The following is an 18,598-nucleotide window of genomic DNA, read 5'->3' on the forward strand; positions in this document are numbered from 1 at the left end:
CAACAACTGGGTGTGAAATCTTGTGGCTGAACCCCCAGCCCTAGAAAACCAGCCCTGGAAACCCAGACGCCGTGGTCGCGAAAAAATATTTTTCAACTCTGAAAATCGCGACCACGGCGTCTGGGCTTCCAGGGCTGGGTATTTGCGGGGAAGGGGTAGAGGAAGCGGGAAGGGGGGGCAGGAAGGAGGGCTGGGCGCTAGTTGGCCAAGTCCAACTGCTCCGTAATCTGCGGCCATAGCTGGCCCATGATGTCATCCCACGTCAGAATCCACATCGCTTTATCCTTGTCCGCCTTGCCCACGGCCACGAGCTGCTCGTTGCGAGCGCGCATGTGGTCCAAGGTCTTCTGGACAGTCAACGAGGAGGAAACCGTCAGCGCGGGGCGGGAGAACTCGAGCACTGGAGTGTCCGGTTCGGCGAGGAGCGTATCGCGCACGTGCACGATGCGCGGCACGCGGGAATCCTTCGGGAAGACCAGCACACGCATGATGGACTTGCGGGTGACCAAGTCATGGAGTTCAGCCACCGTAGCGTTGGGGGACAGCGGGACGACCTGGGAGCCGTGCTCGCGAGCCAGCGCGCCAACGGTAGAGGCCTCCAACTCAATTACGCCGGTGATCTGGTTCGCCGAATCATCGTCCAGAGTGCCCGTCTCGCGGGAATGCTCCACCAAGTGGCGCAGGGTATCTGCGTCGTAGCCGGCGGCACCGGCCCTGTCGACGGGCTCCTCGCCAGTCCAGCGCACCATCGCATTCGCCATGTGGTTAATCCACTTCAGAAGCGGGCGGAAGAGCCAGATGAAGCCGCGGGCAGGAACCGCGATGAGCTGCAGCGCGGTCTCCGGGTGGGTAATCGCCCAAGACTTCGGAGCCATCTCGCCGATGACCAGGTGCAGGAAGGTCACGATGAACAACGCCAAAATAAACGAGACCACGTCGGCCACGCCCAGCGGCAGGCCGAGTGCCTCCAGCGGGGTCATGAGCAGGTGGTGGACCCACGGCTTGGTCACTGCACCCAGCACGAAAGTTGTCGCCGTAATACCCAGCTGCGCGCCGGCGAGCATGATGGTCAGCTCGTTCAAAGAGCGCAAGCCCGAGCGCGAGGTGCGGGAGGTCTCAGCGGTTTCTTCCAAACGGTTGCGGCGCGCGCCCATCATCGAAAACTCGATGATGACGAAGAAGGCCGAGGCGGCGATGATGACAAGCGTGATGAGGAGGTTAAACCACCAAGTATCAGTCATTAGCTCTCCTCCTCCGTTTGATCGGCGTATTCCTCAACGAGCTCCAGTGCCAAGGTCGCCGGCACGTGGCGGTCAATCTCCTCGACACGCAGGTGCAGCTTTCGCACTGGGGCGTCGTCGCGCTCTACCCAGTCATCCGGCTCCGCCTCGAGCTCGATCGTGTACTCCTCGCCCTCCTCAGGCAGCGCGCCGGAGTGGGAAATCAGCAGGCCAGCCACGGTCTCGAAGTCGCCTTCCGGCAGATCGTGGCCGATGGCGCGCTCGATTTCGTCAATCGGTGTATCGCCATCGACGAGCCAGTGGGACTCATCCTGCTCGGTGATTTCCTCGGTCTCTTCGATGTCGTGCTCGTCGCTGACATCGCCCAGGATCTCCTCGGCTAGGTCTTCCATGGTCACGATGCCGACGAAGCCGCCGTACTCGTCGATGACGCAGGCCAGCTTGTCGTTGGCGTCGCGCAACTCGGTCACGACGTCGGGAAGCGGCATGAGCTCTGGCACCACAACGGCGGGCTGCATGATCTCGGTGGCCGCGGTGGCGTCGGGAAGTTGCGTTCCCAGCACGTCGAACAAGTGCACCACACCGATGGGGTTGTGTTCATCGTCGATGATGGGGTAGCGCGTGTGATCCGTGGACATCATCTCGCGAACCTCGCCGATGGTGGTCTGCGGATCGATGACGTCGACGCGGGAACGCGGAATCATCGCGTGCTCGACGTCGTGTTCTGGGAAGTCCAACAGGCGGTCCAACACGAGGTAGGTTGCCTCGTCGATGTCGCCGGCCTCGTGGGAGGCATCCACGATGGACTCGAGATCATCGGTGGTGGCGGAAGAATCCACGTCTTCTACAGGCTCGATGCCGAAGACCTTCAAGATCGCATTCGAGGCGTACTCAAAGAAGTGAATAAGCCAGCCGAAAATGCGCAGGTACCACATGGTGGAGGTGGACAAGAACAACGCCGTCTTCATCGGAGCTGCGATGGTGTAGTTTTTGGGGAATAGCTCCGCAAAAAGCATCGTGGCGATGGTGGAGATGAAAAGTGCTGCCACCGTGCCGATGGTGATGGAAACGCCGGCGGGAATGCCCACGCCGCCCAGCAGCTCACCCAAGCCGCGGCCCACCAGGGGTTCGGCCACATAGCCAATCAGCAGGCCCGTGATGGTGATGCCCAGCTGGGCACCGGAGAGCATGAAGGAGGTGCGCTGGGTAATTTTCAGGGCACGCTCAGCTGTCTTATTGCCCTCGGAAGCCATGGAGCGCAGTTGTGCGCGGTCCACCGACATGAAAGAAAATTCTTGCGCAACGAAGTACGCGTTCGCGACGATAATCAGGCCAATGACCAGAAATCCCGCCAAAATCATAAGGATTGCTTGCACCATGGCCTACCCCGCCTGCCATTCGGTGAGGCGGGGACATCGACTCGGAGGTTCCACTGAAGCTGCCTTTCTATTTATGGGAAACTGCAGAATAGATTACATCCTTCAACGTACCGGTGGGTTATTTAGTTCCTGGCCCAAGCTAGCCTAGAGGGCATGTCTCAAGACTTTGGCCTCTATATCCACGTTCCCTTTTGCTCTTCGCGGTGCGGGTATTGCGATTTCAATACCTATACCCCAGGTGAGCTGGGCGGCGATCTGACCGCCGCATACCTGGACGCCCTCGAGTGCGAGCTGGGCATGGCGGCGCAGCAGGTGGGAAGGCCGGCGCAGACCGTATTCATCGGCGGCGGCACGCCTTCGATGTTGGGCGCCGAGGGGCTTAGCCGCATTCTGGCCCGCGTGAAAGAGACTTTTGGTTTGGCCCCAGGGGCGGAGGTGACCACGGAATCGAATCCGGAGTCGACGGACCCGCGCTATTTCGAGCAGCTGCGCGAGGCGGGGTTTACGCGCATTTCGCTGGGCATGCAGTCGGCGTCGGATAGCGTGCTGCGAGTGCTTGAGCGTGCGCATACCCCGGGCCGGGCTTTCGACGCCGCGCGTGAGGCCCGCGCCGCAGGTTTCGAGCACGTAAACCTGGACATGATCTATGGCACGCCCACGGAGACTGACGACGACGTGCGGCTTACCCTTGACCGCGTTCTCGAAACGGGAGTCGACCACGTCAGCGCGTATTCGCTCATCGTAGAAGACGGCACCCGGATGGCGCGCAAGGTGAAAAAGGGAATCTTGCCTGCACCCGACGAGGACGTGCTGGCAAGGCGCTATGAGGCCGTCTCTGCGACGCTCGAAGCGGAAGGCTTCGAGTGGTACGAGGTTTCCAACTGGGCCAAGCCCGGCGGCGAATGCGAGCACAACCGCATCTACTGGGTCGACGGCAACTGGTGGGGCGCGGGCCCTGGCGCGCACTCGCATTTGAACGACGAGCGCTTTTATAACGTGAAGCTGCCGCGCCGCTACATCGAGATGCTAGGCCGCGGCGAGTTGCCGGTGAAGGAACGCGAGGTTTTAACCGAGGTCGAGCGGCACACCGAAAAGATCATGCTCGGTTTGCGCTTGCGCGAGGGCATTCCGGCTGGCTGGCTGGCTCCGGGTGCGGAGCCGGTCATCGCGGACTACATCTCCCGTGGGTTGCTGCAGCGCGCCGGCGACCGGCTGTGCTTGACCAAGCCGGGGCGCCTTTTGGCAGACGGCATCATCACCGACTTGTTGGTTGCCGAGGAAGCTTAAAGGCCACGGCGAAGGTAGGTAACATAGGGCGCATGTCCAATTCCACTGATGCTCGCCGCCGCGAGGTATTGCGCGCCATTGTGGCGGACTATATTGCCTCCCAGGAACCCGTGGGGTCCAAGACCCTGCTGGAGCGCTATCACCTGGGCGTTTCCTCCGCCACCATCCGCAACGATATGGCGGTGTTGGAATCGGAGGGCCTGATTGCTCACGAGCACACCAGCTCCGGGCGCGTGCCCACGCAGAAGGGTTACCGCCAGTTCGTCGATTCGCTGCACGACGTAAAGCCTTTGTCTGCGCCGGAGCGCCGTGCCATGCTGACCTTCTTGGAAGGCGGCGTCGACCTGGAGGATGTACTGCGCCGCAGCGTGCAGCTGCTTGCTCAGGTGACCAAGCAGGCGGCGGTGGTGCAGATGCCCAACCTCAAGGTTTCGCGCGTGAAGCACTGCGAGGTCGTGGCGCTTTCGCCAGTGCGCCTGTTGTTGGTGCTCATCACGGATAACGGGCGCGTCGATCAGCGCAACGTCGAGCTGGACAGCATCATCGACCCACTGCAGACCGCACGCCTACGCGACGTCCTCAACAACGCCTTGGAGGGCAAGACGCTAACCGACGCCTCGGTGGAACTTGCCAGCCTCGTCGAAACCTCCCCGCTGGACATCCGCCCGCACGTGCTCAATGCCGCCACGACTCTCATCGAGACGTTGGTGGAGCGCCCCTCCGACCGCCTGATCATGGCTGGTACCTCTAATCTCACGCGTATCGCGCGAGACTTCCCAGAAGGGCTGCCCTCGCTCATCGAGGCTCTCGAAGAGCAGGTCGTGGTGTTGAAGCTTTTGGCTCGCGTGCCGGATTTGGGCAACGTCTCCGTCGTCATCGGTGAGGAGAATGAGGAGGACAAGCTGCGGCAGGCATCCGTCGTCGCCACTGCGTACGGCGCCGGCAATGAAACGTTGGGCGGCCTTGGCGTTGTAGGCCCGACCTATATGGATTATTCGGGAACAATCTCGAAGGTTGGCGCTGTTGCACGCTATGTAAGCGAAGTTCTGGCCGGCGAGTAAGCTGGCACGGAAAACTTTTCCCAGTGACTCTAATTTTAGATAAGGACTTTCATTAAGTGGCTCGTGACTATTACGGCATCCTTGGTGTAGAAAAATCCGCAACCGACGCCGAAATTAAGAAGGCCTACCGCAAGCTCGCCCGCAAGTATCACCCGGACGTTAACCCGGGCGATGAAGAGGCGGCGGAGAAGTTCCGCGAGGCCTCCCTCGCGCAAGAGGTGCTCCTGGATCCGCAGAAGCGCCAAATCGTTGACATGGGCGGCGACCCAATGGAAGAGCGCGGCGCTGCCGGCGGCGGCTTCGGCGGTGGTTTCGGTGGCGGCGGCCTAGGCGACATCTTCGCTGAGTTCTTCGGCGGTGGAGCAGGTGGCTCCCGCGGCCCGCGCTCGCGCGTGCAGCCGGGCAATGACGCCCTGCTGCGCACCACCATTAGCCTGGAAGAGGCCTATTCCGGCCTGAAGAAGCAGGTCACCGTCGATACCGCTGTGCTCTGTGACCGCTGCGAGGGCACGGGTTCTGCCTCCAAGTCCAAGCCAGTTACCTGTGATGGTTGTGGCGGCATGGGCGAGGTTCAGGAGATGCAGCGCAGCTTCCTGGGCAACGTTATGACCTCCCGCCCGTGCCCGAAGTGCCAGGGCTTCGGTGAAGTCATTACTGATCCTTGTAACCACTGTGGTGGCGATGGCCGCGTGAAGAAGCGCCGCGATCTCACCGTAAATATCCCGGCCGGCATTGGTGATGGCATGCGCATCCGCATGGCTTCCCAGGGCGAGGTCGGCCACGGCGGCGGCCCGGCGGGCGATCTTTATGTGGAGGTTTCCACCAAGCCGCACGCCGTCTTTGAGCGCAACGCCGACGACCTACACCTGACCGTGCGCGTGCCGATGGTCGATGCTGCACTGGGCACCAACTTCACCATCGATCAGCTAGATGGCGAGGAGCTCAACATCGACATCGAGCCAGGCACCCAGCCGGGCGAGTCCATCAAGGTCGAGGGCAAGGGCATGCCGCGCCTGCGCACCGATGGCTTTGGCAACCTGTTTGCCCACGTCGATGTCGTGGTTCCGAAGGAGCTCGACAAGAAGACCCGCGAGCTGCTCGAGAAGGTCCGCGATTCCCGCGACGAGGGCGCCCGCGTGCGCGAGTCCGGCGACGGACAGGAAGAATCCTTCTTCTCCCGTATCCGAGATAGGTTCCGCCGTTAATGTCTCTGCCCGTCTTCATTCATCCTGATCTCTCGTTGGCTAGCGTTGGCGAGCCGGTGGGGCTCGAAGGTCCCGAGGGCCGCCACGCGGTGACGGTCAAGCGCCTTAGCGTAGGGGGGCGGCTCAAACTCATCGACGGCACGGGCACCGCCGCCCTGGCCACCATCCAGTCCGTTTCGGGCAAGGATCATTTGGCCGCGCTTGTCGACGCCGTGACTTTTGCGCCCGAGCCCAACCCCCGCGTTGTGGTGGTTCAGGCCATTCCGAAGTCGGAGCGCTCGGAGCTCGCGGTGGACCTTGCCACCCAGGCAGGCGCCGATGAGATCATCGCTTGGCAGGCAGATCGCTGCGTGGCCAAGTGGGATGGAAAGAAGGCGCCGAAGGCGCTCGCGAAGTGGGAGTCGGCGGCGGTTGCTGCCGCGAAGCAGTCCCGCCGCGACCGCATCCCGCAGGTTACTGGCCCCCTGACCACCCCGCAGCTGGCCCAGCTGATTTCCGGGCAGACCGCCTACGTGCTGCACGAGGAAGCCACCGACTCTATTCGGGATGTTCCGCTGGAGGGCACCATTTATCTCCTTGTCGGACCCGAAGGCGGAATCGGTGCCGAGGAGCTGGAGCGCCTGCAAGCCCATCCGGTTAAGTTGGGGCCGGAGGTGTTACGCACGGCGTCGGCAGCCATGGTGGCCCTTGCCGCAATCGGCGTGCGCACCGCACGCTGGTAGCCTGTTGGGGTGCCTATTATCACCAAGAAGTTTGAGCTTGACTCCGTCTACGTCGCGACCGTACTCGGCAACGCTGACGATAACCTGCGGGTGCTCAACAACCTACTGGACGCAGACTTCTTCGCGCGCGGAACCACGGTCACAGTAACCGGACCTGACTATGAGGTGGCCCGCGCCGCGAAGGTGCTCGACGAGCTCGAGGCGATTGCCCGCCGCGGCCATCACGTCAGCACCGATACCGTGAAACACACCGTGGACATGATTGCGGTGGAAGCGCCGCAATCGGTCTCCGCGGCGATGGCGGCGGACATCGTGCGCCGCCGTGGCAAGTCCGTGCGCCCAAAGACGGTGGGCCAATCCGAGTACGTCCAGGCCATTGATGACAACACCGTGGTCTTCGGCATCGGCCCCGCAGGCTCTGGCAAGACCTACCTGGCGGTGGCGAAGGCCGTGCAGGCCCTGCAGGCCAAGCAGGTCTCGCGCATCATCTTGACCCGCCCAGCAGTTGAGGCCGGCGAAAAGCTGGGCTTTCTGCCCGGCACGCTAAATGACAAGATCGACCCGTACCTGCGCCCGCTTTACGACGCTCTGCGCGACATGATGGATCCAGAGATGATCCCGAAGCTCATGGAAGCCGGCATTATTGAGGTCGCCCCGCTGGCATACATGCGTGGCCGCACGCTCAACGACGCCTTCGTCATCCTCGACGAGGCCCAAAACACCACGCCGGCGCAGATGAAGATGTTTTTGACCCGCCTGGGCTTTGGATCGAAGATCGTGGTCACCGGCGATGTCTCGCAGGTGGACTTGCCGCGTGGCCAGGTCTCTGGCCTGCGCTTGGTGCGCCGCATCTTGGACGGCGTGCAGGATATTCACTTTGCGGACCTGGGCTCGAGCGACGTCGTCAGGCACCAGCTGGTCAGCCGTATCGTGAATGCTTATGATGCTGCTGAAGCCGCAGCGCAAGCGGATAAGGAGAACTAAATGTCCATCGAATTCATCAACGAGTCCGGCTTCGACGGCGTCAACGAGGAGATGCTCATCGACGTCGCCTCTTATGCCTTCGGCGCCATGGACATCAACCCGGATGCCGAGTGCACGATCACCGCAGTGGACTTGGATACCATCGCGGACCTGCACGTGCGTTGGATGGACCTCGAGGGGCCAACCGATGTTATGAGCTTCCCGATGGATGAAATCACCCCAGGCGCACTGGGCGCGCGTCCCGACGCCCCCGAGATGGGACCGTCCATGCTGGGCGATATCGTGTTGTGCCCGGAGTTCGCGCTGCGCCAGGCCGATGCCGCCGGCCACTCTCTGGGCCACGAGCTTGCGCTGTTGACGGTGCATGGCTGCCTGCACCTTTTGGGCTATGACCACGCCACCCCGGCAGAGGAAAAGGAAATGTTCAGCCTGCAGAACGAGCTGCTGGCGGACTGGTACGACAACCTCGCCGCCCGCGGGGTGAGCTACCAGCCGAAGCCGTCTGGCCCCAAGGCCTTCCCCGACGCGGCCGAGCGCGCCAACCTTGACAAAGAGGTCCCCGGCGGTGGAATCCCGGCGGTGGGCGAGCCACAGGAAAATTAATTTCCCCGTTTCGTTGGTGACGTGTTGCGTTACGTTGCACAATAGACGGCATGAATATTCTGTCGATCCAGTCTCACGTCACCTTCGGCCACGTTGGCAACTCCGCCGCAGTATTCCCGCTCCAGCGCGCGGGCCACGAGGTATGGCCGGTGCACACGGTGAACTTCTCCAACCACACCGGCTACGGTGATTGGGGCGGGCCGATGCTTCCGGCATCGGATGTCACCAGCATTATCGACGGCATCGAGAAGCGCGGCGCCTTTGAGAAGATCGACGCAATCCTCTCTGGCTACCAGGGCGGGCCAGACATCGCCGGCGCAATTATCGATGCCGTTAACCGCATCAAGGCCGTCAACCCCAAGGCTTTGTACGCGTGCGACCCAGTCATGGGCAACGCGAAGTCGGGCTGCTTTGTCTCAGATGAGATTCCGCCGCTGCTGCGCGATAAGGTCGTGCCGGTGGCTGACATCATCACCCCGAACCAGTTTGAATTGGGCTACTTGACTGGCCACGAGGTTGGCACCTTGGAACAGACCCTGGAGGCGGTGAAGGCTGCGCAGGAGATTGGTCCGAAGACCGTGCTGGTCACCTCGGTAAAGCGCCCGGAGACCCCTGAGGACACTATCGAGATGCTCGCCGTGGACGGTGACCGCGCCTACATCGTTGCCACCCCGCACCTGCCGTTCAAGCGCAACGGCTCCGGCGACGTGACTGCCGCGCTGTTTACCGGCCACTACGTCGAAACCCACGATGCGAAGCTCGCGCTCAAGCGCACCGCGTCTTCGGTGTACGACTTGCTACACAACACTTATGAGGCAGACTCGCAGGAGCTGCAGCTCATTGAGTCCCAGGACGTGTTTGCGAATCCGCAGCTGCAGTTCCAGGTCGAGGAGCTTTAGCGCACCCGCCCCACGCCTTTGGGCAAATACCCAGACCTGGAAATACAGCTTTCTGGTGGATTGCGGGGCGTCGGCAAGCGCGGCGAAAAGCGAACAGGAGGTCTGGGTGCCCAGCCCTGGGAATTTGACCATCTTGGCCGCAGTTGCCGCGCGCCAGCACCTACCGCCGGTTAAAAGTAAGGCATGGACAACGCATTACTTTTTGACACAATCGACGCCCACCTTATTGACCTTCGCCAACTATCCAACGAAGACCCGCGCTGGCTGCAGCTGCACCACGGCAAAATCGTGCGCGCGGCCTGGTGCTTCGCGCTGCCGAAGCAATTCTGGAACCGGCTCAAACCCTGGGAACGCGACATAGCGCGGGTGTATATCCACGCACGGACCGTGCATAAAGCCGTGTTGATCGGAAAGCCCGCCGCTCTGATACACGGCGTTCCCACCATTAGTCGCCCCACCGAATACCCAGCAGTGCTGCCCTCGGGCTCGGTGCCGCAGAAATCCAAGGGGCATTTCTTCGCTTATAAAGCCGCCCGCCTGCACGGGCAAACCACTACGGTCCACGGCATTAAGCTCACCTCGCTGGAGCGTACCGCGATTGACATGGCCCGCCTGCACGGCTTCGAAGAAGGGCTGGTCGCCGCGGATTATGTGCGTGCACAGGTGGGCCGCCGTCGCATGCAGGATACGTTGGGCGCGCTGGGCCGCGTCAAGGGCGTGGCGACGGCGCGCGCCGTGGTGGCCGCGGCCGTGGTTGATTCTGAGTCGCCGTGGGAGTCCTACGCCCGCGCGTTGTTGCTGCGTGCGGGCATAAACGTGCGCCCGCAGTACATAGTGGGCAAGTACCGCGCTGACTTGGCAATTGACGGCTGGTTGCTCATTGAAATTGACGGCGATGTCAAATACCAAGACAGGCCTGTGGAGGCGATTCGCGCGGAGCACCGCCGCCAGAAGGAGCTGCTCAACATGGGTTATGTGGTCCTGCGCTTTAGCCCTGAGGAGTTGCGCGCCCGGCCGGAGGAGTTTGTCGCGACGGTGCGCCGAATGTTGGCGATGGGCCCGAGGCGCGCGGCATAGATACCCAGCCCTGGAAACCCAGAGGTCCTGTTCGCGTTTCGCCACGCGTGCCGACGTCGCGCAATCCACCAGAAAGCTGCATTTCCAGCCCTGGGTATTTGCGAGACGAGAACGCCGGTGAAGAGGCCCACGGGCAGCCTCAAACGCGTATGTACTACTGTGACGCGGCTGGGCTATGATGACTAGCAATGAGTACCGATTTTGACGCCGCCTTTGAGAACCTTCCCGCCGATGGGGAGGCGCTGGACTATACAGAATTCACCGACACGCCACAGGGCTTCCGCTCTGGCTTCGTGTCCTTCGTAGGCCGCCCAAACACGGGCAAGTCGACTCTCACCAACGCGCTGGTGGGGCAGAAGATCGCCATCACCGCGAACCAGCCCGAGACCACCCGCCACCCCATCCGTGGCTTGGTACACCGCGAAGACGCCCAAGTTATCGTCGTGGATACGCCGGGCCTGCACCGCCCGCGCACGCTGCTGGGCGAGCGTCTCAACGAGGTAGTCAAGGACACTTATGCCGATGTGGATGTTATCGGCCTGACTATCCCTGCCGATGAAAAGATTGGCCCGGGTGACCGCTGGATTCTGGAAAACGTCCGCAAGGTAGCGCCGAAGACCCCAATCATCGGAATCGTGACCAAGCTGGATAAGGCCAGCAAGGATCAGGTCGGCGCGCAGCTTTTGGCGCTGCACCAGCTGCTCAGCGAGGAGAACCCCGACGCCGTGGTCATCCCGGTTTCGGCCACCCAGCGCGTACAACTGGATGAGCTGACCCAGGTGATCATCGATCACCTGCCAGAAGGTCCGAAGTTCTACCCCGATGATCACATCACCGACGAAGAGCAGGAAAAGCGCATCGCTGAGCTCATCCGCGAGGCCGCACTGTCTGGTTTGAAAGACGAGCTGCCGCACAGCGTGGCCGTCGAGGTTGATGAGATGCTGCCCGATGAGACTCGCCCCGACGTTATGAACGTCCACGCGGTGCTTTACCTGGAGCGCCCAGGCCAAAAGCGCATCATCGAGGGCAAGGACGGCCGCCGCTTTACCCGCATCGTGGGCACCGCCCGCAAGGAGATCATCCAGCTGCTGGGCCAGAACGTCTACCTTGACCTGCGCATCAAGGTACTCAAGAACTGGCAGTCTGACCCGAAGATGCTGGGCCGTCTCGGCTTCTAAAACCCAAGGCTTAAAAATCTAGGTATGCCAAGGGAGAATTTTCGCGACCGCGCCTTGGTCATCCGCAGCTATGACTTCGGCGAGGCCGACCGCGTTATCGTGCTGCTTACCCGCAGCCATGGCTTGGTGCGCGCGGTTGCCAAGGGCGTACGCAGGGCGAAGTCGCGTTTTGGTTCGCGCCTCCAGCCCTTTGTAAACCTGGATGTGCAGCTGTATCCCGGCCGGAATCTATACACGATTTCGCAGGCCGACACCGTGGACTTTTTTGGCGCCGCCATCATCGGAGATTATGAGCGCTATACCGCCGCCTGCGCCGCACTTGAATCCGCCGAACGCCTGGCTTTTGCGGATTCTGACCAAGACCCATACCTTTATAACGCCTTGGTCGCCACGTTGCAGCGCCTGCAGCACGACGATCCGCTCCTGACGCTGGACCAATTCCTACTTCAGGCAATGGCGCATGCCGGCTGGGCGCCGGGGCTTTTCGATTGCGCGCAGTGCCAGAAGCCCGGCCCGCATCATGCTTTCCACCCGGCCGTTGGCGGCGCGATGTGCCACGAGTGCCGCCCGCCAGGCGCCGCCGAGGTGGACCCGGAGACGTTGCATCACATGTGGTTGCTTGCGCATGGACACCCCACGAGCCCTACCTTTGAGCAGCGCGGGGAGGCGCATCAACTCATCCGCGCGCATCTGCAGTGGCATTTGGAACGCAAGGTTACCGCGTTAGGGGTCATGGACCAGTAAGATAAGGCGCGTGATTACGCCAGATCCGAACCGAGTTTTAAACCCGCCTGCCATCCCTCAGGAGTTTCTGCCCCAGCACATTGCGCTGGTCATGGACGGAAACGGCCGTTGGGCCGAGGAGCGTGGCATGAAGCGCACCGAGGGGCACCGCCGTGGTGAGGCAGTGCTTCTCGACGTCGTCGATGCCTGCCTTTCCATGAACATCCCGTACCTTTCGGCTTATGCCTTTTCCACGGAAAATTGGCGCCGCAGCCCCGAAGAAGTGCGCTTTTTGATGGCGTTTAACCGCGATGTGCTGCGTCGCCAGCGCGAGTGGCTTAACGAGAAGGGCGTGCGTGTGGTCTGGGTGGGCCGCCGCCCGCGCCTGTGGCGCTCCGTCATCAAGGAGCTCGAGACCGCACAGGAGCTGACCAAGGACAATACGCGCATGACGCTGGCGATGTGCGTGAACTACGGTGGGCGCGCCGAGCTTGTCGACGGCGTTCGCAAGCTCGCCGATCAGGTGGCCAAGGGTGAGTTGAAGCCGAGCGCGATTAACGAGGCGTCGCTAAGCGCTGCGCTTTATGATCCCACCATGCCGGATGTGGATCTATTCCTGCGCCCGTCGGGGGAGAAGCGCACGTCGAACTTCCTGCTGTGGCAGTCGGCATACGCGGAGATGATCTACCAAGACAAGCTCTTCCCAGATTTCACTCCGGAGGACTTGTACGCCGCGGTAGAAGAATACGCGCGGCGGGATCGTCGTTTCGGCGGTACAAAATAGCTAAAGCTATTTGTTACGTGGTGCTGCCTAGTTCGCGCGGCAATTGGAGCAGATGCCGAAGATTTCGGCATCGTGGCCGGTTAGCTCAAAGTCGTGCTCGGCAGCCACGTTGGATGCCCACTGCTCGATGGGGCCGCCGTCGATTTCCTCGGTGCGGCCGCACTTGGTGCATACCAAGTGATGGTGGTGGTTAGCGGATTCGCAGTGGCGGTAGAGCGTTTCGCCCGAAGGCATGTGAAGCGCGTCCACTGCATCAATATCGGAGAGGGATTGCAGGGTGCGGTAGACCGTGGTCAGGCCTACTTTGTGCTCGCGGTCTTGCAACGCCCGGTGAATGTCTTTTGCCGAGGCGAACTTATCTAGTTCACGCAGAACCTCGACGACAGCGGTGCGTTGCTTGGTGTTGCGAGCCCCAAGCTTAGGGATGCTTTCATGGAGAGCCATGACCGCTAGTTTATCAATTAGTTTCCAATAAAGTTAACGGTTAAACAGTGCTGCAGCCTGCTCCAACAAAGGAAGCACCTCGGGAGAGGCCAGCGAGTAGCGCACTTCGCGGCCTGAACGCTTGGAATCGACGATTCCGGCATCTTTTAGTACGCGCAGGTGTTGGCTGATTAGCGGCTGGGATTTGCCGGTGGCGGCCACCAGCTCGTGAACGTAGTGATCGTGGCGGTTAAGGGCTAATACCAGGGTGATGCGCAGGGGTGAATCTAAAGCGCCAATGATGCGGGTAGCGGCGTCGATGTCGAGTGTGTGAAGCGCCGTGGAGGGCTGCGTCATGCAGATCACCTTCAATCCAATTTCTGTTAATCGCTTGAAACAGTACGATACCCCACATCTTGCACAGTGTTGTATAAAATACAAAATTTATTTTCACCCCTCCGCCCACAGGCGGAAGGAGGCAGGATAGACTAGGAACATTGTTCACGGCTGTCCCTTAACAGAGGAGTCTTTTTTAACCATGGCAAGCGTCATCGATACCGTTGTAAGCCTGTGCAAGCGCCGCGGATTGGTCTACCAGGCAGGTGAGATCTACGGCGGTTCGCGCTCTGCGTGGGACTACGGCCCCCTCGGTGTGGAGCTGAAAGAAAACATCAAGCGCCAGTGGTGGCGCCACATGGTGCAGTCCCGCGAGGACGTCGTGGGTGTTGATACCTCCGTCATCCAGCCGCGCCAGGTCTGGGTTTCCTCCGGTCACGTTGAGGTCTTCACCGATCCGCTGGTGGAGTCCCGCCACACGGGCAAGCGTTACCGCGCTGACCACCTGCTGGAGGCATACGAGGAAAAGCACGGCCACGAGCCTGCAAACGGCCTAGCAGACATCAACGATCCTGAAACCGGCCAGCCGGGTGACTGGACCGAGCCGAAGGCATTCTCCGGTCTGCTCAAGACCTACCTGGGACCGGTTGATGATGAGCAGGGTCTGCACTACCTGCGTCCGGAGACCGCACAGGGCATCTTCGTTAACTTCAAGAACGTGATGACTTCCGCTCGTATGAAGCCGCCTTTCGGCATCGCGAACATCGGTAAGTCCTTCCGTAACGAGATCACCCCGGGCAACTTCATCTTCCGTACCCGCGAGTTCGAGCAGATGGAGATGGAGTTCTTCGTCAAGCCGGGCGAGGATGAGCAGTGGCACCAGTACTGGATTGATGATCGCTACAACTGGTACGTGGACCTTGGCATCAAGGAAGAAAACCTGCGCCTGTACGAGCACCCGAAGGAGAAGCTGTCCCACTACTCCAAGCGCACTGTCGACGTCGAGTATGCATTCGGCTTCACCGGCTCCAAGTGGGGCGAGCTCGAGGGCGTGGCTAACCGCACCGACTATGACCTTTCGGTTCACGCGAAGGGCTCCGGCGAGGACCTGTCCTACTACGACCAGACCACCGAGGAGCGCTGGGTGCCATACGTCATCGAGCCGGCAGCCGGCCTAGGCCGTTCCATGATGGCCTTCTTGGTCGATGCATATGACGAGGAAGAGGTGCCAAACGCCAAGGGCGGCACCGATAAGCGCGTGGTCCTGCGCCTGGACCGCCGCCTTTCCCCGGTCAAGGTTGCAGTTCTGCCGTTGTCCAAGAAGGAAGAACTGTCCACCCCGGCCCGCGAGCTGGCTGCCAAGCTGCGCCAACACTGGAACGTTGACTTTGACCTCTCCGGTGCCATCGGCCGCCGCTACCGTCGTCAGGATGAAATCGGCACGCCTTTCTGCGTGACCTACGATTTCGATTCCCTGGAAGACGGCGCAGTTACCGTCCGCGAGCGCGACACCATGGAGCAAGAGCGCGTCAAGCTCGACGAGCTCGAGGCATACCTGGCCGCCCGCCTCATCGGCTGCTAAAGGCCAAGTAAAGAAGAAAGTAGCGATGCAATACACCAGCTGGGACCGCACTGACAGCCAAAAGCCTGTCCTGCTGAAGGAGGATGGGCCCCTGGCCTTCGGCGTCTTTTCTGCAGATCAGGCAGAAATTGACGGCGAGGTTTGGCAGCTTGCGGCGGACCCGAAAGAAGGCGCCACGGCCCGCGTGGATGGCCGCGTCTATACGCTGCAGGGCCCGCTGGGCCGCGCCAAGCGCCTAGAGGCGGATGCCGCTGGCCGCGCGTTTTCCTTCATCAATGAAAACGGCGGCGACTGGATCGTTGAAGACGCCGCCGGCCACAAGGTCGCGCAGTTTTCGGCAAAGAATTCCGGCGTGCGCAAGGCCATCTTGGAGTTCGACGCGGAGCCCGAGGCGGCCGCACTGAACGACGCCGAGATCATCGCCTTGAGCTGGTTTACCCGTCTCATTCTGGAGGCCAAGACCCGCGGCATGGCGGTGCCCGTTATTGCCACGCTGGGGCTTGCCTCCTTGGTGGCGTTGCTTTCCCTTTTCGTGTTCTAGGCATTTAGCGATATTCGTGAGTACAGAACACCGGCATTGGACGTGGGCCGAAGATTGCCTGCGTGATGAAGAGGGCACCGTATGGGCCACGGTGCGCGCTGACGTGCTGAACGTCAATGAATCCCAGCTGGCTGCGGCGCAGGAGCGCATTTTGCTGGAGCACTCCATCGACAGCGGCAGTCGCCATTTCTGGGTGCGCGGCACGGCCACCACGGGTGAGACTCTGCACGTGGGGCAGCAGGGCGTATCAATCAGCCATATGCAGGCCAAGTGCATGGGCCGTGAGTACACGCTGGATAGGCCTAATCCTTTCCGCAGGGAGCGCCGCATTTATGACGCTTCCGGAAACGAGATTATCCGCACGCGCCCCACTTTTAAGGGTGTGCTGGAGATTACGGATATGCGGCCGCAGCAGGTGCCGGACGTCGACGCCGCGTTTTTAACCTATTGCTGCGCGCTTGTCGACGCCCCGAAGCGCCGGCGGATCTAGAAGGAACCGCCGCGGAAGCCACCGCCCCCGCCGCCGGAGTTTCCGCCGAAACCGCCGCCAAATCCGCCGCCGAAACCACCGCCAAAGCCACCATGGCTGTGGCCGCCGCCGAGCATCTGGCCGATGACCATGCCGGTGATGATGTCTCCCGCGGTGGAGCCGGCAGACTGGACCTGCTGGCGGCGCTGATAAGAGTTGATGTCCTGCTGCGCGGTTCGCGCCGCATTTTGTGCGGCGTTAGCGGCTTGGCGGGAGGCGTCGATGGCGTTGCGCAGATCGGAGTTTTTCAGCTGCATGGCTTGGGCGTGCAGGCGTTTGGCGTCGGCAAGCTGGGTGCGGGCGGTGGCACCCACCACGCGGCCGCGGGTGGAGATGACGTCCTCGGCGGCCTGGATTGCGGCCTGCGCGGAGTGCATCTGCTGGTTGTACAGGTCGAGCTGGCGGGCACGGGTGGCGGTGGCCTCACGCACGGCGTCGAGGCGCTCGTCGAGCTCCGAGTCGATGGTGGTTAGCGCGGTGTAGTGGACGAGTGGGTCGCTGGCCTGGCTGGCCTCCGCCTCCGTAACGGCCGCCTCGGCGCGGGTGGCTACGTCTGCAAGTGCCTGCCAATCGGCCTCAGTGCCAAGCTTTTTGCCTTGCTGCTCCAACTGGCGGGCCTCGTCTGCCTCGCCGCGGACTTCAGCGATGAGCGCGGCGAGATTTGTCTTGGCGGCCGCGAGGTTGGACTCGGCGTGCTCGACGCCGGAAAGGAGGCGGTCTGCCACCTCGATGGCGTGCTCGGCCTCGCGGATGAGGCCCACCAGGCCGCCTTGCTGGCCGGCAGGTGCCGCGGCGAGTTCGCGGCCTCGGTCGAGCTGCTTTTCCGCCTCGCCCACGGAGATTTCTGCCATGTGCGGGTTATCGGCGATGGAGTCCAGCGCGCCCGGGTGGTCTTGCTGCAGTTGTGCCAGAATCTGCTGGGCCTGCGGGATGCGGGCGCGCACGTCCACGCTGCGGCGCGTGAGTTCGTCCAGTTTGGAATCGGCGTTGATCAGCAGATCGCGCATGGCGGCGAAATCCGCGGCTTGGGCATCCAAGGCATCATCGGCCTGGCCACACGAGGAGACGATCTCGATGAGCATCTGGCGGCGCTCGGCCTCGGATTCTGGCGCGGCGTCGTTAAGCCAGCGCTGCATAGCAAAGGCCTTCTGCAAGGTGGAGGTGGAGTGGTTCATCGCGCGGGTAAAAGGACGCGTGCGCTCGGGGCCGAACTCGGCGGTGGCGATGTCGAGCTCCTCCTTGCCGCGGCGAATGGACTCATCGGTAGAGACCAGCTCCTCGCGCGCCAAGGATTCGAGCGTTGCGGTATCAAGCTTATTCAGCGAGTTCGTATCGCCCGGCTCGATGGCGCGCGCTGACTTGAGCGTCTCCGCGGAATCTTTCTTGGTCTTGCGGCGGCCTGCCAACCATATGCCGCCGCCGGCCAGCGCCAGGGCACCGGCACCGCCGGCTAGCCAGCCGGCACCTGAACCAGAATCAGCGGAGCTAGAACTTGAAGAACCCTTCCCGCGGCCCGAGGCAGCTGCGACTAACTCCAAAGCAGAACCGCCGAAGTCATCGTCTGCCAGGCGTGCTGAAGCGGCTTCATACATGGCATTCAGCCGACTTTTTGGCCAGGCCCCACCCGTTTGCACGCCGACCTTGCGGTCTTCGACGGAGACAACATAAATGGCGGAGTTCGGGCCCTTGGAGGTGACGAATTGCTGCGCGAAGTCTTCCGCGGAGCCAGACAGAGTCTTTTCAAAGACTACGTAGAGCACTAGGCCCTCGTTCTTCTGCAGCGTCTTGATTTCATCTTCCAGCTGGTCTTTTTCCTCAGCGGAGAGCACCCCAGAGTTGTCAGTGACCTTAGAAGTAATGCTTGAGGGGGCAGCCTGCGCTAGCACCGCCGGCGCGTTGCTGTGGGGTGGTGTTGCTGCAAAAGCAGTAGGCTGCGATAGCCCTACGATGAGTGCCGCTAGGGCGGCTGAACCGATACGCGCAGAAGAAGTCATGCCCACCAGAATACCGTTAGGCTAGTGCAAATGAGACGCGTTAGCTGCTG

19 protein-coding genes are annotated in these 18,598 nt (G+C 61.7%); 14 read left to right on the plus strand and 5 right to left on the minus strand.

What is annotated here, in order from left to right; all coding sequences use genetic code 11:
- Window positions 1-197: 197 nt before the first annotated feature.
- Together HMPREF3169_RS05850 and HMPREF3169_RS05855 are read right to left on the minus strand one after the other, a co-directional pair.
- Complete coding sequence (locus HMPREF3169_RS05850; protein ID WP_070455930.1) at window positions 198-1,241, minus strand: CNNM domain-containing protein; 1,044 nt, start codon at window positions 1,239-1,241, stop codon at window positions 198-200.
- On the minus strand, window positions 1,241-2,620 hold the full coding sequence (locus tag HMPREF3169_RS05855; protein WP_070433037.1) for a hemolysin family protein: 1,380 nt from the start codon (window positions 2,618-2,620) through the stop codon (window positions 1,241-1,243). The genes HMPREF3169_RS05850 and HMPREF3169_RS05855 overlap by 1 nt, the downstream gene beginning before the upstream one ends.
- Window positions 2,621-2,773: 153 nt before the next feature.
- Here HMPREF3169_RS05855 and hemW point away from each other — a divergent pair, with 153 nt between their 5' ends.
- The 11 genes from hemW to HMPREF3169_RS05910 all read left to right on the plus strand — a co-directional run bounded on the left by hemW (window position 2,774) and on the right by HMPREF3169_RS05910 (window position 13,143).
- Complete coding sequence (gene hemW, locus HMPREF3169_RS05860; RefSeq protein ID WP_070433038.1) at window positions 2,774-3,907, plus strand: radical SAM family heme chaperone HemW; 1,134 nt, start codon at window positions 2,774-2,776, stop codon at window positions 3,905-3,907.
- Window positions 3,908-3,939: 32 nt separating this feature from the next.
- On the plus strand, window positions 3,940-4,968 hold the full coding sequence (gene hrcA / locus HMPREF3169_RS05865) for a heat-inducible transcriptional repressor HrcA (protein WP_070455931.1): 1,029 nt from the start codon (window positions 3,940-3,942) through the stop codon (window positions 4,966-4,968).
- A 56-nt stretch (window positions 4,969-5,024) separates the two neighbouring features.
- Entirely contained in the window at window positions 5,025-6,173 is a 1,149-nt protein-coding gene (gene dnaJ, locus HMPREF3169_RS05870) for a molecular chaperone DnaJ (RefSeq protein ID WP_062043676.1), read from the plus strand.
- Window positions 6,173-6,895, plus strand: a complete 723-nt coding sequence (locus HMPREF3169_RS05875) for a 16S rRNA (uracil(1498)-N(3))-methyltransferase (protein WP_070433039.1) — start codon at window positions 6,173-6,175, stop codon at window positions 6,893-6,895. The genes dnaJ and HMPREF3169_RS05875 overlap by 1 nt, the downstream gene beginning before the upstream one ends.
- Window positions 6,896-6,904: 9 nt before the next feature.
- The gene (locus tag HMPREF3169_RS05880) at window positions 6,905-7,879 is read left to right on the plus strand and encodes a PhoH family protein (RefSeq protein ID WP_061925824.1); all 975 of its coding nucleotides are present in this window, start codon (window positions 6,905-6,907) and stop codon (window positions 7,877-7,879) included.
- The gene (ybeY, locus tag HMPREF3169_RS05885) at window positions 7,880-8,482 is read left to right on the plus strand and encodes an rRNA maturation RNase YbeY (RefSeq protein ID WP_062037951.1); all 603 of its coding nucleotides are present in this window, start codon (window positions 7,880-7,882) and stop codon (window positions 8,480-8,482) included.
- 50 nt (window positions 8,483-8,532) lie between these two features.
- A complete protein-coding gene (gene pdxY, locus HMPREF3169_RS05890; protein ID WP_061923993.1) occupies window positions 8,533-9,381 on the plus strand; it encodes a pyridoxal kinase PdxY in 849 nt (282 codons plus the stop codon).
- A gap of 183 nt (window positions 9,382-9,564) precedes the next feature.
- Window positions 9,565-10,458, plus strand: a complete 894-nt coding sequence (locus HMPREF3169_RS05895; RefSeq protein ID WP_061923990.1) for an endonuclease domain-containing protein — start codon at window positions 9,565-9,567, stop codon at window positions 10,456-10,458.
- 188 nt (window positions 10,459-10,646) lie between these two features.
- The gene (gene era / locus HMPREF3169_RS05900; protein ID WP_070455932.1) at window positions 10,647-11,636 is read left to right on the plus strand and encodes a GTPase Era; all 990 of its coding nucleotides are present in this window, start codon (window positions 10,647-10,649) and stop codon (window positions 11,634-11,636) included.
- A gap of 24 nt (window positions 11,637-11,660) precedes the next feature.
- Window positions 11,661-12,380, plus strand: coding sequence for a DNA repair protein RecO (gene recO / locus HMPREF3169_RS05905; protein WP_070433042.1), 720 nt, complete (start codon window positions 11,661-11,663; stop codon window positions 12,378-12,380).
- 10 nt (window positions 12,381-12,390) lie between these two features.
- Window positions 12,391-13,143 (plus strand): isoprenyl transferase, encoded by a 753-nt coding sequence (locus HMPREF3169_RS05910; protein ID WP_082778635.1) that lies wholly within the window; start codon window positions 12,391-12,393, stop codon window positions 13,141-13,143.
- 27 nt (window positions 13,144-13,170) lie between these two features.
- Here HMPREF3169_RS05910 and HMPREF3169_RS05915 read toward each other — a convergent pair whose 3' ends face one another.
- Both HMPREF3169_RS05915 and HMPREF3169_RS05920 read right to left on the minus strand, forming a co-directional pair.
- Window positions 13,171-13,587 carry a Fur family transcriptional regulator gene (locus HMPREF3169_RS05915; RefSeq protein WP_061923981.1) on the minus strand — a complete coding sequence of 139 codons (417 nt, stop codon included), beginning with the start codon at window positions 13,585-13,587 and terminating at the stop codon, window positions 13,171-13,173.
- 33 nt (window positions 13,588-13,620) lie between these two features.
- Complete coding sequence (locus tag HMPREF3169_RS05920; RefSeq protein ID WP_070455933.1) at window positions 13,621-13,923, minus strand: ArsR/SmtB family transcription factor; 303 nt, start codon at window positions 13,921-13,923, stop codon at window positions 13,621-13,623.
- 181 nt (window positions 13,924-14,104) lie between these two features.
- Between HMPREF3169_RS05920 and HMPREF3169_RS05925 the strand changes: the two genes are divergently transcribed.
- From HMPREF3169_RS05925 to HMPREF3169_RS05935, 3 genes are read left to right on the plus strand one after another with little or no spacing between them, the layout of a single operon-like run.
- Complete coding sequence (locus HMPREF3169_RS05925) at window positions 14,105-15,484, plus strand: glycine--tRNA ligase (RefSeq protein WP_061923975.1); 1,380 nt, start codon at window positions 14,105-14,107, stop codon at window positions 15,482-15,484.
- A gap of 25 nt (window positions 15,485-15,509) precedes the next feature.
- Window positions 15,510-16,025: a hypothetical protein gene (locus HMPREF3169_RS05930; protein WP_070433043.1), complete on the plus strand. Its 516-nt coding sequence runs from the start codon at window positions 15,510-15,512 to the stop codon at window positions 16,023-16,025.
- Window positions 16,026-16,041: 16 nt separating this feature from the next.
- Window positions 16,042-16,515 (plus strand): hypothetical protein, encoded by a 474-nt coding sequence (locus HMPREF3169_RS05935; protein WP_070433044.1) that lies wholly within the window; start codon window positions 16,042-16,044, stop codon window positions 16,513-16,515.
- On the opposite strand, the gene HMPREF3169_RS05940 is transcribed toward HMPREF3169_RS05935, so the two are convergent.
- Entirely contained in the window at window positions 16,512-18,548 is a 2,037-nt protein-coding gene (locus HMPREF3169_RS05940) for a TPM domain-containing protein (RefSeq protein WP_070433045.1), read from the minus strand. The two genes, HMPREF3169_RS05935 and HMPREF3169_RS05940, sit on opposite strands and share 4 nt — an antisense overlap.
- Between the last annotated feature and the right edge of the window lie 50 nt (window positions 18,549-18,598).

The sequence above is a fragment of the Corynebacterium sp. HMSC08C04 genome, assembly GCF_001807495.1.
GTDB lineage: Bacteria > Actinomycetota > Actinomycetes > Mycobacteriales > Mycobacteriaceae > Corynebacterium > Corynebacterium simulans.

Excerpts from the sequence above, each read along its gene's own strand:
- HMPREF3169_RS05920 (WP_070455933.1), bottom strand. The coding sequence starts at position 13,923 with ATGACGCAGCCCTCCACGGCGCTTCACACACTCGACATCGACGCCGCT.
- ybeY (WP_062037951.1), top strand. The coding sequence starts at position 7,880 with ATGTCCATCGAATTCATCAACGAGTCCGGCTTCGACGGCGTCAACGAG.
- HMPREF3169_RS05915 (WP_061923981.1), bottom strand. The coding sequence starts at position 13,587 with ATGGCTCTCCATGAAAGCATCCCTAAGCTTGGGGCTCGCAACACCAAG.
- hrcA (WP_070455931.1), top strand. The coding sequence starts at position 3,940 with ATGTCCAATTCCACTGATGCTCGCCGCCGCGAGGTATTGCGCGCCATT.
- era (WP_070455932.1), top strand. The coding sequence starts at position 10,647 with ATGAGTACCGATTTTGACGCCGCCTTTGAGAACCTTCCCGCCGATGGG.
- HMPREF3169_RS05925 (WP_061923975.1), top strand. The coding sequence starts at position 14,105 with ATGGCAAGCGTCATCGATACCGTTGTAAGCCTGTGCAAGCGCCGCGGA.
- HMPREF3169_RS05850 (WP_070455930.1), bottom strand. The coding sequence starts at position 1,241 with ATGACTGATACTTGGTGGTTTAACCTCCTCATCACGCTTGTCATCATC.
- HMPREF3169_RS05895 (WP_061923990.1), top strand. The coding sequence starts at position 9,565 with ATGGACAACGCATTACTTTTTGACACAATCGACGCCCACCTTATTGAC.
- HMPREF3169_RS05940 (WP_070433045.1), bottom strand. The coding sequence starts at position 18,548 with ATGACTTCTTCTGCGCGTATCGGTTCAGCCGCCCTAGCGGCACTCATC.
- HMPREF3169_RS05930 (WP_070433043.1), top strand. The coding sequence starts at position 15,510 with ATGCAATACACCAGCTGGGACCGCACTGACAGCCAAAAGCCTGTCCTG.
- pdxY (WP_061923993.1), top strand. The coding sequence starts at position 8,533 with ATGAATATTCTGTCGATCCAGTCTCACGTCACCTTCGGCCACGTTGGC.
- HMPREF3169_RS05855 (WP_070433037.1), bottom strand. The coding sequence starts at position 2,620 with ATGGTGCAAGCAATCCTTATGATTTTGGCGGGATTTCTGGTCATTGGC.
- recO (WP_070433042.1), top strand. The coding sequence starts at position 11,661 with ATGCCAAGGGAGAATTTTCGCGACCGCGCCTTGGTCATCCGCAGCTAT.
- hemW (WP_070433038.1), top strand. The coding sequence starts at position 2,774 with ATGTCTCAAGACTTTGGCCTCTATATCCACGTTCCCTTTTGCTCTTCG.
- HMPREF3169_RS05875 (WP_070433039.1), top strand. The coding sequence starts at position 6,173 with ATGTCTCTGCCCGTCTTCATTCATCCTGATCTCTCGTTGGCTAGCGTT.